12 protein-coding genes are annotated in these 13,725 nt (G+C 70.5%); 3 read left to right on the top strand and 9 right to left on the bottom strand.

Annotated features, from left to right (window positions below; all coding sequences use genetic code 11):
• Nucleotides 1-838 precede the first annotated feature (838 nt).
• On the top strand, nt 839-1,750 hold the full coding sequence (locus tag IEY14_RS15990; protein WP_188910241.1) for a LysR family transcriptional regulator: 912 nt from the start codon (nt 839-841) through the stop codon (nt 1,748-1,750).
• An 8-nt stretch (nt 1,751-1,758) separates the two neighbouring features.
• Here IEY14_RS15990 and IEY14_RS26180 read toward each other — a convergent pair whose 3' ends face one another.
• The 9 genes from IEY14_RS26180 to IEY14_RS15945 form a co-directional block, all read right to left on the bottom strand.
• On the bottom strand, nt 1,759-2,892 hold the full coding sequence (locus tag IEY14_RS26180; RefSeq protein ID WP_188910239.1) for a GGDEF domain-containing protein: 1,134 nt from the start codon (nt 2,890-2,892) through the stop codon (nt 1,759-1,761).
• 130 nt (nt 2,893-3,022) lie between these two features.
• Nucleotides 3,023-3,766: a triose-phosphate isomerase gene (gene tpiA / locus IEY14_RS15980; protein ID WP_188910778.1), complete on the bottom strand. Its 744-nt coding sequence runs from the start codon at nt 3,764-3,766 to the stop codon at nt 3,023-3,025.
• Between the two features lie 5 nt (nt 3,767-3,771).
• Nucleotides 3,772-4,536, bottom strand: a complete 765-nt coding sequence (locus IEY14_RS15975) for an SDR family oxidoreductase (protein WP_188910237.1) — start codon at nt 4,534-4,536, stop codon at nt 3,772-3,774.
• 35 nt (nt 4,537-4,571) lie between these two features.
• Nucleotides 4,572-6,098 carry a sugar ABC transporter ATP-binding protein gene (locus IEY14_RS15970; protein ID WP_188910235.1) on the bottom strand — a complete coding sequence of 509 codons (1,527 nt, stop codon included), beginning with the start codon at nt 6,096-6,098 and terminating at the stop codon, nt 4,572-4,574.
• A 106-nt stretch (nt 6,099-6,204) separates the two neighbouring features.
• A complete protein-coding gene (locus tag IEY14_RS15965; RefSeq protein ID WP_188910232.1) occupies nt 6,205-7,143 on the bottom strand; it encodes a substrate-binding domain-containing protein in 939 nt (312 codons plus the stop codon).
• A gap of 49 nt (nt 7,144-7,192) precedes the next feature.
• Nucleotides 7,193-8,179: an ABC transporter permease gene (locus IEY14_RS15960; RefSeq protein WP_188910231.1), complete on the bottom strand. Its 987-nt coding sequence runs from the start codon at nt 8,177-8,179 to the stop codon at nt 7,193-7,195.
• 23 nt (nt 8,180-8,202) lie between these two features.
• A complete protein-coding gene (locus tag IEY14_RS15955) occupies nt 8,203-9,732 on the bottom strand; it encodes an FGGY-family carbohydrate kinase (protein WP_188910229.1) in 1,530 nt (509 codons plus the stop codon).
• 4 nt (nt 9,733-9,736) lie between these two features.
• Entirely contained in the window at nt 9,737-10,687 is a 951-nt protein-coding gene (locus tag IEY14_RS15950; RefSeq protein ID WP_188910227.1) for a transketolase family protein, read from the bottom strand.
• Nucleotides 10,684-11,490, bottom strand: coding sequence for a transketolase (locus tag IEY14_RS15945; protein WP_373288996.1), 807 nt, complete (start codon nt 11,488-11,490; stop codon nt 10,684-10,686). Before IEY14_RS15945 ends, IEY14_RS15950 begins: the two co-directional genes overlap by 4 nt.
• 330 nt (nt 11,491-11,820) lie before the next feature.
• Here IEY14_RS15945 and IEY14_RS15940 point away from each other — a divergent pair, with 330 nt between their 5' ends.
• Nucleotides 11,821-12,777 carry a sugar-binding transcriptional regulator gene (locus tag IEY14_RS15940; RefSeq protein ID WP_210318446.1) on the top strand — a complete coding sequence of 319 codons (957 nt, stop codon included), beginning with the start codon at nt 11,821-11,823 and terminating at the stop codon, nt 12,775-12,777.
• A gap of 130 nt (nt 12,778-12,907) precedes the next feature.
• Nucleotides 12,908-13,687 carry an SDR family oxidoreductase gene (locus IEY14_RS15935; RefSeq protein WP_188910223.1) on the top strand — a complete coding sequence of 260 codons (780 nt, stop codon included), beginning with the start codon at nt 12,908-12,910 and terminating at the stop codon, nt 13,685-13,687.
• Nucleotides 13,688-13,725: the final 38 nt, after the last annotated feature.

Genomic DNA, 13,725 nt, shown 5'->3' with positions numbered 1-13,725 from the left:
GGGTGAGGGAGGCGTGGGGCGCCGACGTTGGCGTCAATCGCTCGATGCGGACGCCGGCGCCCGCCATTCCCTCATCCCGCTGCCGCGACCTTCTCCCGACTCGGGAGAAGGAGGAAGCTTCGCGGCCCCCGCCGCATTCGGCGCCGAAGAAGCGGCTGATGCATCCAAGTCGGGGCGGAAGGGCGCCTTTCCTCTCCCCTGCGGGGAGAGGGTGGCCGCGAAGCGGCCGGGTGAGGGGCACGCGGCGGTGGAGAATGACCAAGGCCGCTCGGCTGCGCCGACCCCTCATCGCCTGCCGGCACTTCTCCCCGCAGGGGAGAAGAACGCGGTGGCGCGGCGGCACCTTCTCGCAAGCGGTCAGGACAGGTGGGAAGGGCGCCACCGCGTCCCTCTCCCGAATCGGGAGAGGGTGCCGGCAGGCGGGTGAGGGAGCCGTAGGGCTCGGATGCTGGCATCCACCACCGGACGCAGACGCCGGCGCCCGTCATTCCCTCATCCCGCTGCCGCGACCTTCTCCCGACTCGGGAGAAGGAGGAAGCTTTGCGGCCTCCGCTTTATTCGGCGCCGAAGAAGCGGCGGATGCAGCCAAGTCGGGGGCGGAAAGGCGCCCTTCCTCTACCCTGCGGGGAGAGGGTGGCCGCGAAGCGGCCGGGTGAGGGGCCTGCGGCGGTGGAGAATGACCGAGGCCCCTCGGCTGCGCCGACCCCTCATCGCCTGCCGGCACGTCTCCCCGCTGGGGAGAAGAAAGCGGCAGCGCGGCCCGCGCCTTCTCACAGCTTGCCCGCGCCCGCGCCGAAACCGGTTGCCAATGCCCCCCATTCCATTCTGGAATGGCCCCATGCAGACGCCGCGTCGGTTTCTTCCCTCCATCGGCCTTCTCAGCGCGTTCGAGGCCTCGGCGCGGACGGGGAGCTTCACGGCGGCGGCGCGCGAGCTGAATCTCACGCAGAGCGCCATCAGCCGGCAGATCCGGGCGCTGGAGGAGCAGCTCGGCGTCGAGCTCTTCCTGCGCGAGCGCCAGACCGTGCGGCTGACGCCGGCGGGCGAGGCCTATGCCCGCGACATCCGCGAGGCGCTGCGGCGCATCTCCACCGCCTCGCTCAACCTGCGCGCCAATCCCTGCGGCGGCACGCTCAACCTCGCCATCCTGCCGACCTTCGGCACGCGCTGGCTGGCGCCGCGCCTGCCGGATTTCCTGGCGCGCCATCCCGGCATCACCATCAATCTCGCGACCCGCCTCGTCGAGTTCGACTTCCGCCTCGACAACATGGACGCGGCGGTGCATTTCGGCGCGCCCAACTGGCAGGGCACCCATCACATGACGCTGATGGCCGAGGAGGTGGTGCCGATGGCGAGCCCGGATTTCGTCGCGAGCCATCCGGTCGACGGCGATCCGAGCCGGCTCCGGGCCTTGTCGCTCCTCCACATCACCTCGCGCCCGGACGCCTGGGAACAGTGGTTCATCGCCAATGACGTGCCGGCCGAGGGCGTGACCGGCATGCTGTTCGACCAGTTCGCGACCATGGCCCAGGCGGCGATGGCCGGTCTCGGCGTCGCGCTTCTGCCGACCGTCCTCGTCGCCAAGGAGATCGAGCGCGGCGAACTGGTGCCGATCATCGAGCGCCCGATGCGCTCGGCGGAGAACTATCACCTCGTCTGGCCGCGCGAGCGCGACCGCTTCCCGCCGCTGGTCGCCTTCCGGCAATGGCTGCGCGGCGCGACGGGCGGGGCGTCGCAAAGCGAGGCCTGAACCGGCCGTCAGGCCCTCGCCATGACGACGCGGGCGGCGGGCGGCGGATAGGGCGCGTGGCGGACGCCGCCGCCGCCGCGCTTGGCCGCATAGGCGGCATGGTCGGCGCAGCGGATGAGATCCTCCAGCGCCGCCTCGCCGATGGCGGCGACCGTATAGCCGAGGCTGAGGCCGATGCGATGTTCCTCGCCGGTGGCGAAGGCGTAGGGGCGGGTCAGCTTGGCATGGATGGCGGGGCCGAGCGCGGGGTCCGGCGCGACCTCCGGCGCCGCGCCGGGCTGGACGATGACGAACTCGTCGCCGCCGGTGCGGGCGACGATCGCGCCGCCTTCCGCGAAACCGTTCAGCCGGTTGGCCACTTCCTTCAGCAGCCGGTCGCCGGAATGGTGGCCATAGGTGTCGTTGATCGCCTTGAACCCGTCGAGATCGAGGACGTGAAGCGCGACCACCGTGCCGGGCCGCTGCTTCAGCTGATCGAAGGCCTCGCGCAGGCCGAGCCGGTTGAGGAGATGGGTGAGGGGGTCGCGCCGGGCGAGCGCGGCCATCTCCAGGCGCAGGGTGATCTGGTCCTTCGCCGTGCGGTAGACATAGCCGATCGTTTCCAGGGAGCCGAGCAGGAAGACCAGAAAGATCGAGGCGACGATCATATGCGGCCCCACGCCGGACAGGGCGGCCGTGGCGAGCGGCGGAGCCGCCGCCAGCATCACGGCCGTCGCGCTGATCAAAGGCCGGATCGACAGGCGGGTGACGACGCCGGCGCAATAGCCGAAGAGCAGGGCGGTGGCGACGATGTGGAGGGACTCGACCGGCGCATGGAACATCGCCGCCGCGAGCGCCCCGACCGAGCTTGCCATCGGCCAGGTGATGACGGCATGCATGGCTTCGAACCGTCGGGCGAGAGGCGTCGAGACGAGGACTCGCGCGCTCTGCCGCTGATGCGCGAGGATGAGGCCGATCTTGGCGAGGCTGAGGAGCGTGCCGACGAGCGTGACGGCGATGAGCCGCAGCTCGCCGGCTTGAAGATAGGCATAGAGCCCGACGCCGAAAAGCGTCGCGCTCATGATCGCGGTCGGCACGATACTATAGGCGAGTTCCGCGACCAGTGCCCTGTAGATCTCGTCGCATTCGTTCCTGCGCAGCATGGGTCCAGCTCGTGTCGTGTACGTCGCGTCCCTCCCGACGAACGATTGGCTGGCCAAAGATCTAGCGCGGTCGATCTTAAGACTTTGTCACCGGACCCTCGATGGTTGTCCTCGGGCCGATGACATCGCGTCAGTTGCCGAGCGCCGTGATGATCGCGCCGAAATCGCCGGCCTTCAGCGAGGCGCCGCCGACCAGCGCGCCGTCGACATCCGGGATGGCGAAGATCGCGGCGGCGTTGTCCGGCTTCACCGACCCGCCATAGAGCAGGCGGAAGGCCTCGCCCCCCTCGCCGAAGCGGGCGACGAGGCGCTCGCGCAGGAAGCGGTGCATCGCGGCGATCTGCGCCTCGCTCGGCGTGCGGCCGGTGCCGATCGCCCAGACCGGCTCGTAGGCGATCACCGTGTCGGCGCCCGTCGCGGCATCGGGCAGGGACTCCGCGAGCTGCCCGCCGACGACGTCCAGCTCGCGCCCGGCGTCGCGCTCGGCCTCGGTCTCGCCGATGCAGACGATCGCGACGAGGCCGGCCGCCTTCGCGGCCTCCGCCTTTTGCCGCACCAGCGCGCTCGTCTCGCCATGGTCGGCGCGGCGCTCGGAATGGCCGAGAATGACGTGGCTGGCCCCCGCCTCGGCGAGCATCGCCGCCGAAAGGTCGCCGGTATGGGCGCCGGAGGGCTTGTGATGGCAGTCCTGGCCGCCGACCTTCAGCGGGCCGCCCTTCGCCGTCGCCGCCATCGCGGCGATGAGCGTCGCGGGCGGGCAGAGCAGCATCTCGCAGCCGGGCGCGGGATGGGCGGCGATTAGCGCCTCCACCTCCGCCAGCGCCGTCCGCGAGCCGTTCATCTTCCAGTTGCCGGCGGCGAGCTTGCGACGCATCGCGCTCACCAGCAGCAGAAGCCGCCATCGACCAGAAGGTCGACGCCGGTGACGAAGGAGGAGGCCTCCGACAGGAGGAAGATCGCTGGGCCGACCATCTCGTCGACGCTGGCCATGCGGCCCATCGGCGTCTGCTCCTCGAAGAGCTTCGTCTGGTGCACCATTTCGGGCCGGGTGTTCATCGGTGTCGCCGTATAGCCGGGGCTGATCGTGTTGACGCGGATGCCGCGCCCGACCCACTCCATCGCCATGGATTTCGACATATGGATGACGCCCGCCTTCGAGGCGTTGTAATGGCACTGCGACAGGCCGCGATTGACGATGACGCCCGACATGGAGGCGATGTTGACGATCGCGCCGCGCCCATGGGCCAGCATCGCGCGCGCCTCGGCCTGGCAGGACAGGAAGACGCCCTTCAGGTTGATGTCTATCATCGTCTGGAACTGGTCCTCGCCCATCTCCTCCGCCGGATTGGCATTGGCGATGCCGGCGGCGTTGACGGCGAGGGCGAGCGGGCCGAGCTCGGCCTCGGTGCGGGCGACGGCCTCAGCCAGCGCCTCGGCCTTGGTCACGTCGGCGGCCAGCGACAGGCTGCGCCGGCCCTTGGCGGCGATGGCCGAGGCCGTCTGCGCCAGGCCGTCGTCCGAGCGGCGGTCGAGCAGGGCGAGGTCGGCGCCGGCCTCGGCGAGGCCGATCGCGATGCGCTGGCCGATGCCGCTGCCCGCCCCGGTGACGAGCGCGACTTGGCCGGATAGGTCGAAGAGCTTCATGGTCGTTCCGTTCTGAGGATTGATCCGGCGGCCGGTCAGGTCGTGGCGCGTTCCATGATGGCGACATGGGTCGCCGCGCCGCGTTCGAGAATGCCGCGATTCTGGCCGCGCGACAGCACCATCACGCGATGCGACAGGCCGATCACCTCCTCGAGATCCGAGGAGACGACGATGACGGCCATGCCGGAGCGGGCGAGCGCGACGATCGCCGCGTAGATCTGCGCCCGGGCGCCGACATCGACGCCGCGCGTCGGCTCGTCCATGATGAAGAGCTTGGGATTGCGCGCCAGCCACTTGGCGATGACGACCTTCTGCTGGTTGCCGCCCGACAGGCGGCCGGCGAGCTGTTCCGGCCGGCCCTTCACGCCCATGGCCGCGATCGCCTTCTCGGCGAAGGCGCGCTTGTCGGTCGGCCGCACCCAGCCGCCGCTGCCGATGAGGTCGAAATTGCCGACGGCGACATTGTTCTCGATCGTCTGCTTCAGGAGCAGGCCCTGCGCCTTGCGATCCTCGGGCACCAGCACGATGCCGGCCTCCATCGCGTCGCGCGGCTGGGTGAGCCGCAGCGGACGGTCCTCCAGCCGCACCTCGCCGCCGGCCAGCGCGTCGACGCCGGCGATTGCCCGCACCAGCTCGGTGCGCCCGGCGCCGACGATGCCGGCGATGCCGAGGATCTCGCCCGCCCGCACCGAGAAGGAGATGTCGCGGAAGGCGCCGGCCGCCGCCGTGAGGTTGGAGACGGCGAGGACCTCGCGCGGCTGCGGCGCCGGCAGTTCGGGAAAGAGCCGGTCGACGCTGCGCCCGACCATCTCCTCGACGAGCTGGCGCACCGGCACGGCCGAGGTCTCGTGGACGGCGATCAGCCGGCCGTCGCGCAGCACCGCGATGCGGTCGGCGATCCGGGCGATCTCCTCCAGGCGGTGCGAGATGTAGACGGAGGCGACGCCCTCGGCCTTCAGGCGGTGGATCTGCTCGAACAGCCGGTCGGTCTCGTCGCCGCCGAGCGCCGCCGTCGGCTCGTCGAAGATCAGGAGGCGGGCTTCCAGCGTCAGCGCCTTGGCGATCTCGACCTGCTGCTGGGCGGCGACCTTCAGCGTGCCGACCTTGGCGGTGGCCGGCACGTCGAGGCCGAGACGGCGTAGCTGGATCTCGGCGCGGCGCACCATCTCGGCGCGGTCGACGCGGCCGTTCTTCATCAGCAGTCGGCCGACGAAGACGTTCTCGGCGATGGAGAGCTCCGGCAGGAGCCGCATTTCCTGGTGAATGAGGCCGATGCCCTGCGACAGCGCCTCGGCGGGCGAGCGCGGCGCGTAGGGCGCGCCGTTCCAGGTCATCGCCCCGGCGCTCGGCGGCACGACGCCGGCGATGATGGAGGACAGGGTGGACTTGCCGGCGCCGTTCTCGCCGAGAACGGCGATGCATTCGCCCGGCCGGATGTCGAGATCGATGCTTTCAAGCACGCGGACGGGCCCGAAGGACTTCGCGATGCCGCGAATCGTCAGGCCGCCGGCGGGGTTCGCGGCGTCGGTCGGCATCGGCGCATGCGCCAGGGCTGCGGACATGGCAACAGTCCTCCCAGACTGGAATGGGGGGTCGAAACCTTGGCGCCGCGCGACGGGTGCCGCGCGGCGGAAGGGGAGGCGCCGGAGCGGCGCCTCCCGCGATCGATCAGGGATGCTGCTCGATGAAGGGGCCGACATTGTCCTTGGTGGTCAGCGTCGCAGGCTGGAGCTGCGTCGCGGGCACGCTCTCCTTGGCGGCGAGCTTCAGGGCCGAGTCGAGCGCCAGACGGCCCATCAGCTGCGTCTGCTGCGTCATGGTGGCGGTCAGCGTGCCGGACTGGACGGCCTCGAGGCCCGCGACGTCGCCGTCGAAGCCGACGACGATCACGTTCGACAGGTTGCCGACCTTGGCGGCCTGGGCGGCGCCGAGCGCCAGCGCGTCGGCCTGACCCCAGAAGATCGAGATCTCGGGATCGCGCTGGATCATCGCCTGGGCGATGTTGAAGCCCTCGTCCTGCGCCCACTGGTTGCTCGCCTGCTTGGCGACTTCCTGGATGCCGGCGCAGTTCTTCATCGCCTTGGCGAAGCCCTCGTCACGGTCGATCTGGGGCGTCGTGCCGATCTGGCCCTGGATCTCGGCGAGCCGGCCCTTGCCGCCCGACTGCTTGCAGACGAAGTTGCCGAGCTCCTCGGCGGCCGCGACGCTGTCGGTGGCGATGAAGGTGTCGGCGGGGGCGTCCGGCGGATTGCGGTCGACGGCGACGACCGGGATGCCGGCCTTCTTGGCGGCCTGGACGGGCACGCTCGCGGCGGTGGCGCCGGCCGGGATATAGATGATCGCGTCGACATTGCGGGTGATGAGATCCTGGATCTGGCTCACCTGCGTCGCGGAATCGCCGCCGGCATCGACCGTCACCACCTCGACGCCCTTGGCCTTGCCTTCCTTCTCCACCGACTGCTTGATCTGGTTGAAGAAGTCGGCCTGGAGATTGGCGACGGCGAGGCCGACCGTCTTCTTGCCGTCCTGGGCAAGCGCCGGCGAGGCGACGAGGGCGGCCGACAGGACGAGTCCGGCGGTCAGGGTCTTCAGGCAGTCTGCGAGCATATGGTCCTCCCGTTGCTCTGATGGAAAGGGGACTGGAACGGCGCGGCCCTCACTTGCCGCGTTCGCGCCCCAGTGTGTCGAAGGCGACGGCGAGCGCGATCACGAGACCGATCACCACCATCTGGAAGAAGGGCGAGACGCCGAGGAGATTGAGGCCGTTGCGCAGGACGCCGATGATGAGGACGCCGATAAGCGTGCCGGCGATCGAGCCGACGCCGCCGACGAGGCTGGCGCCGCCGATCACGACGGCGGCGATCGTGTCGAGCTCGATGCCGAGGCCGGCGCTGGGCTGCGAGGAATTCAGCCGCGCCGCCATGACCACGGCGGCGACGCCGGCCAGCGCCCCCGCCACGGCATAGGTGACGATCGTGTAGCGGCGGACGTCGATGCCGGCGAGGCGGGCGACTTCCGGATTGCCGCCGATGGCGAAGAGATTGCGGCCCGTCGCCCGGTAGCGCAGGAAGATGCCGGCCGCGATCATCAGGAGGACGAAGGTCGTGACCGTCGCCGAGAAGAAGCCGAGATGGCGGATCGTGGCGAGATCGGTGAACCATTCGGCATAGCCGACGATCTGGCGCCCGTCGGTGAGGAGATTGGCGAGGCCGCGCGCCACGGACATCATGGCGAGCGTCGCGATGAAGGCTGGCAGCCGCGCATAGGTGATGAGCAGGCCCGAGACCGTGCCGCAGGCCGCGCCGGTGACGATGCCGAGCGCCATGGCGAGCGGCAGCGGCAGGCCGGCATTCTTGGCGAGCCAGCCCATCATCATCATCGACAGGGCGAGGACCGAGCCGACCGACAGGTCGATGCCGCCGATGATGATGACCATGGTCATGCCGATGGCGAGGATGCCGAGCACCGTCACCTGGTCGAGGATGTTGAGGCCGTTGCGGACCGACAGGAAATAGTCGGAGGTCAGCGCGAAGCCGACGCAAAGGAGGACGAGGCCGATCAGCGGGCCGGCGACGCCGCCGAGTTCGAGCTTCGGCATGCGCCGCGTCCGGGTCGCGCCTGTCGTCATCGTGTCGCTGCTCATGTTCCGTTCCTCCCCCATTCCCGTCAGCCGGCCAATGCCGGTGCCGGCGCCGCGTCCGGCCGGAGCCCCGAGGGCGTCCCGGCCTCGCCGCGCGCCCTGGCGACGGCGCCCGCCCAGGCGGCCCGCGCCGCCGCGCGTTCGTCCGCGCTCGAACGGGGCTCGAAAATGTCCCGCCGACGCGGCAGGGCTTCCAGATCGGCGAGACTCCACAGACCCGCCGACAGACCGGCGAGATGCGCGGCGCCGATCGCGGACAGGCCCGCCACCGGGGCGCGCAGCACCGTCAGATCGGCGAAATCGGCCTGCATCCGCATGAGATCGTCGTTGCCCGACGGTCCGCCATCGGCGAAGAGCCGCTCGATGCGCCTGCCGGTGGTGCGCTCCACCGACGCGACGACGTCGGCCACCTGATGGGCGATGGATTCGAGGCCGGCCCGCATGATCGCGCCGCGCGAGGTGCCGAGCTTGAAGCCGGACAGGATCGCCGTCGCGCCGTCGTCCCAATAGGGCGCGCCGAGCCCGTTGAAGGCCGGCACGAGATGGATGCCGGCGGCGGGCGCCTCCAGCGCCTCGGCGACGAGCTCGGCCACCGGCCGGTCGAAGATCGCGGCGAGCCAGCGCAGCGTCGAGCCGGCGGAGCGGATATTGCCTTCCGCCGCGAAGGCGGGCCGGCCCGGCTCGATCTGCCAGCCGATGGTGAGGCAGGTGCCGGGGTCCATGGCTCCGGCCGCCTCGCCGACGAGGCCCATGACCGAGGAGCCGGTGCCGAAGGTCGCCTTCACCGAGCCGGGGCGGAAGGCGCCATGGCCGAAGAGCGCGGCATGGCTGTCGCCGAGAACGGCGGTGACGGGCGTGCCGTCGCGCAGCGGCGCGAGGCCGCGCACCGCCGGAAAGGGGCCGACCGAGGGCAGGAGGCGCGGCAGCGCCGCCATCGGAACGCGGAAGAGGTCGCAGAGCTCGGGCGACCATTCGGCCCGCGCCGTGTCGAGAAGCTGGGTGCGCGAGGCATTGCCGATCTCGGTCACATGCTCGCCGCCGAGCTTCCAGAGGAGCCAGGAATCGACCGTGCCGAGCGCGATCTCGCCGGCCTCGGCCCGCCGGCGCTCAGGGTCGAAGCGATCGAGCAGCCAGGCGGCCTTCAGCGCCGAGAACATCGGATCGAGCGGCAGGCCGCTGAGGCGGCGCACGGTCCGGCGCGCCTCCCCGGTGCCGATGCGCCGGGCGAGCTCGACGGTGCGCTGGTCCTGCCAGGAAAGGAGGGGCGACAGGGCCTTGCCCGTCGCCTTGTCCCAGAGAAGGATGGATTCGCGCTGCGTCGACAGGCCGACCGCCGCGACGCGCGCCGCGTCCGCCCGCTCGAAGGTGCGGGCGACCGCTGTCTTGAGGCTCTGCCAAATCTCCTCCGGGTCCTGCTCGACATGGCCCGGCTGCGGGCAGGTCTCGCCGAGCGGCGCCGCGCCCTCGGCCACCACCGTGCCGGCGCGATCGATCAGCAGGCACTTCGTCGAGGACGTGCCCTGGTCGATCGCGAGAAGGAGATCCGCCGCCGCCATCGGATCAGGCCGCGACGAGTTCGCGGGCCGCGGCCTCGATGCCGGCCGCGTTCAGCCCGAAATGGTCGAGCAGGAAGCCCGCGTCGCCGGTCGGGGCGAAGCTGGTGACGCCGAGGATGCGCAGCCGCGCCGGATGGCGCTGCGACACGATCTCGGCCACCGCGCCGCCGAGGCCGCCGCTGGTGCCGCCCTCTTCCGCCGTCACGATGCCCTTCGTCTCGCGCGCCGCCTTGACCAGCGCCTCGGCGTCGATCGGGGCGAGCGAGGAGACGTTGAGGACGCGTGCCCGGATGCCGGCCTTCGCCAGATTGTCCGCCGCCTCGACGGCGCGCGCGACGAGCGTGCCGGTGGCGACGATCGCCACGTCGTCGCCCGAGCGCAGCTCGTCGGCGCGGCCGACCGCGAAGCCGTCCTCCTCCTTCGAGACCGCCGGCACGCCGAAGCGGCCGACGCGCATGAAGACCGGGCCGTTCGCCGCCGCCGCCCAGCGCACCGCCTCGCGGGTCTGGAACGGATCGGCGGGCACGAGGATCGTCAGGTCGTGGATCGCCCGCATCCAGGCGAAGTCCTCGATCGAGTGATGCGTCGGGCCGAGCTCGCCATAGGCCATGCCCGGGCTCATGCCGCACAGCACCATGTGATAGCCGTTATAGGCGGCGTCGACCTTCACCTGCTCAGTGGCGCGGCCGGTGAGGAAGGGCGAGGCGCAGCAGACGAAGGGCACGAGGCCGGCATTGGCGAGGCCCGCCGCGACGCCGACCATGTTCTGCTCGGCGATGCCGACATTGACGAGCCGGTCGCCGAATTCCTTCTGGAATTCCTTGAGATTGGAGGAGCCGACCGAATCGTTGCAGACGGCGACGATGCGGGCGTCCTGGCGGGCGAGCGCGATCAGCTCTTCCGCGAAGGCCTTGCGGCAGTCGTGAAGGCCGGCGACGGCGGGCTTCTCGCTCATCGGGAAAGCTCCTTGAGACCTGCTTCGATCTGTTCGGCGCTCGGAACCTTGTGGTGCCACTCGACGCCGTTCTCCATGAAGGAGACGCCCTTGCCCTTCACCGTGCGGGCGAGCACGAAGACGGGCTTCGTCGTGCCCGGACGGCCGAGGGCGTCGAGCAGCGCCGCATGGTCGTGGCCGTCGATGTCGCGCACTTCCCAGCCGAAGGCGGCGAGCTTCTCGCCGAGCGGCGAGAGATCGTTGGTGTCGTCGACGCGCGCGCCCTGCTGGAGGCCGTTGCGATCGGTGATGAGGGTGAGGTTCGACAGCTGCTGATGGCCGGCGAACATCATCGCCTCCCAGTTCGAGCCTTCCTGAAGCTCGCCGTCGCCCGTCACGCAGAAGGTGCGCCAGGTCTCGCCCTTCAGGCGCGCGCCCATCGCCGCGCCGGCCGCGATCGGCAGGCCGTGGCCGAGCGGCCCGGTATTGGCCTCGACGCCCGGCACCTTGCGCCGGTTCGGATGGCCGTTGAGGCGCGACAGCGGCTTCATGAAGGTGGAAAGCTCGGCCTCCTCGAAGAAGCCGCGCCGGGCGAGGACCGTGTAGAGCGCCGCCGCGCAATGGCCCTTGGACAGGATGAAGCGGTCGCGGCCGGGCGCCTGCGGCGCGGCGGGCTCCACGTCGAGTACGCCGAAGAACAGCGTCGTCAGGATGTCGGTCACCGACAGGTCGCCGCCGACATGGCCGAGCCCGGCCTCGCCGATGGTCACCAGGATGCGCTTGCGCACCTCGCGGGCTTCCTCGCGCAGCGCGGCGGCGTCCAGTTTCGCGAAATGCGGCCCGTCGGTCCGGCGAGCGATCGCCTCTGCCTGCGCCATTGCCCTCACCATGAATAATTATTCAATCATGTATTGATATTCAGGCTAGGAGGTGCTTTCTAACGTGTCAAGCGCAATTCGATTGTGCAGCGCGTGCAGGGAGGCTCGTGCGGATGAGGCATGCGGCCCCTCTGGGCATGCGGACGGTTCGGCGGCACCGGCACCCGAGTGTTTGTCCGGCTCTCGAAATGCTATGGCGGGTCGTCGGCCGGCGCGGTGCGGCGGGGATGAGCCCCGCCACCCGGCCGCGCGTTCGCAAGGGAGGACGTCCGAGCCTTGTCCCGCATTCACGATCTCCGGCTGATGGGACGGATCGCGCAGCTCTATTTCGTCGAGAAGGAAACCCAGTCGGCGATCTCGCGGCGTCTGAACATCAGTCAGGCGACCATCTCGCGCCTGCTGCGACGGGCGCAGGAAGAGGACATCGTCCGCATCACCATCAACGCGCCGCGCGGCACCTTTCCCGATCTCGAGGACGAGCTCAGGCGGCGCTTCGGGCTGGACGAGGCGATCGTGGCGGAGGCCGGGGCGGAGACCGAGGATTCGATCCTCACCGCCATCGGCGCGGCGACGGCGCATTTCCTCGAAAATTCGCTGAGGGAGAAGGAGGTCATCGGCCTCTCCTCCTGGAGCGCGACGCTGCTGCGGGTGGTCGACGCGCTCCATTCGCCGCGCGTCCCGGCGGCGCGGGTGATCCAGCTTCTCGGCGGCACCGGCAATCCGGGCGTCGAGAAACATGCGACGCATCTGACGCTGCGCATGGCGCAGATCACCGAGGCGGTGCCGCAGCTCCTCGCCGCGCCCGGTCTGACGCAGACGCCGGAAGCGCGGGCGGTTCTCGTCGAGGACCCCTTCGTGCGCGACACGCTGGACCAGTTCAAGGACATCACCCTGGCGCTGGTCGGCATCGGCGCGCTGGAGCCCTCGCAGATGCTGGCCGACAGCGGCAACCGCCTGACGGCGGCCGAACTGCGCGAGCTCGGCGAGATGGGGGCGGTCGGCGACATGGGCCTGCGCTTCTTCGACCGCACCGGCCGGCAGGTGCGCTCCTCCTGCGACGACCGGATCATCGGCATCGACCTGCCGGAACTGGCGCGGATCCCGCGCATCGTCGCCGTGGCGGGGGGACCGCGCAAGGTCGACGCGATCCGCGCCGCGATGCTGGGCGGCTTCCTGTCGATCCTCGTCACCGACAATCACACGGCCGCCCGGCTCGTCGCCGCGCCGGCCTGAGCGGCGCGCGGGCAGCCCCGCGCCCGGCCGTCTCCCGAAAGCTTCCACTGACCCGTCCGCTCTCGCCGCCGGCCCGTCCGGCGCGTGGTGGCGGCACCCTTTCGCTCGTCTTCGATCACAGGAGGAACCGATGAGAAGATTCGAGACCAAGACCGTCGTCATCACCGGCGGCAGCCGCGGCATCGGCGCCGCCATCGCCCGGCGCTTCGCCCGCGAGGGCGCGAATGTCATGGTGAGCGCCAACGAGGACGCCTCCGCGACCGTCGACGCCATCGTCAAGGACGGCGGCCGCGCGGCGCAGTTCACCGCCGACGTGACGGATAAGGCGCAGGTCGCCGCGCTCTACGACGCGGCCGAGGCGGAGTTCGGCGGGGTCGACGTCTCGATCCAGAATGCCGGCGTCATCACCATCGCCAAGGTCGAGGACCTGACGATCGAGGAATGGCGCAAGGTGCTGGAGGTCAACACGACCGGCGTCTTCCTCTGCTGCCAGGAGGCGATCGCCCGCATGCGCCGCCACGGGCGCGGCGGACGGCTGATCAACACCGCCTCCGGCCAGGCGCGACAGGGCTTCATCTTCACGCCCCATTACGCCGCCTCGAAATTCGGCGTCGTCGGCATCACCCAGAGCCTCGCCAAGGAAGTGGCGAAGGAGCGCATCACGGTGAACGCCTTCTGCCCCGGCATCATCGAGACCGACATGTGGGCCTATAACGACGAGGCCTGGGGCAAGCTGCTCGGCACCTACGCGCCGGGCGAACTGATGGCCGAATGGGTGCGCAACATTCCAATGGCGCGGGCCGGCAGCGGCGAGGACGTCGCCGGGCTCGTCACCTTCCTCGCCTCGGAGGACGCGGCCTATATCACCGGCCAGACCGTCAATGTCGACGGCGGCCTGATCATGTCCTGACGCCGGGCGGGACGGGCGGGCGCCGCGCGGCGTCCGCC

The sequence above is a fragment of the Aureimonas endophytica genome, from assembly GCF_014642635.1.
In the GTDB taxonomy this organism is placed as follows: domain Bacteria; phylum Pseudomonadota; class Alphaproteobacteria; order Rhizobiales; family Rhizobiaceae; genus Plantimonas; species Plantimonas endophytica.
Note: the sequence above shows the minus strand (reverse complement) of the source record. Positions and strands in the feature narration are given on the sequence as shown.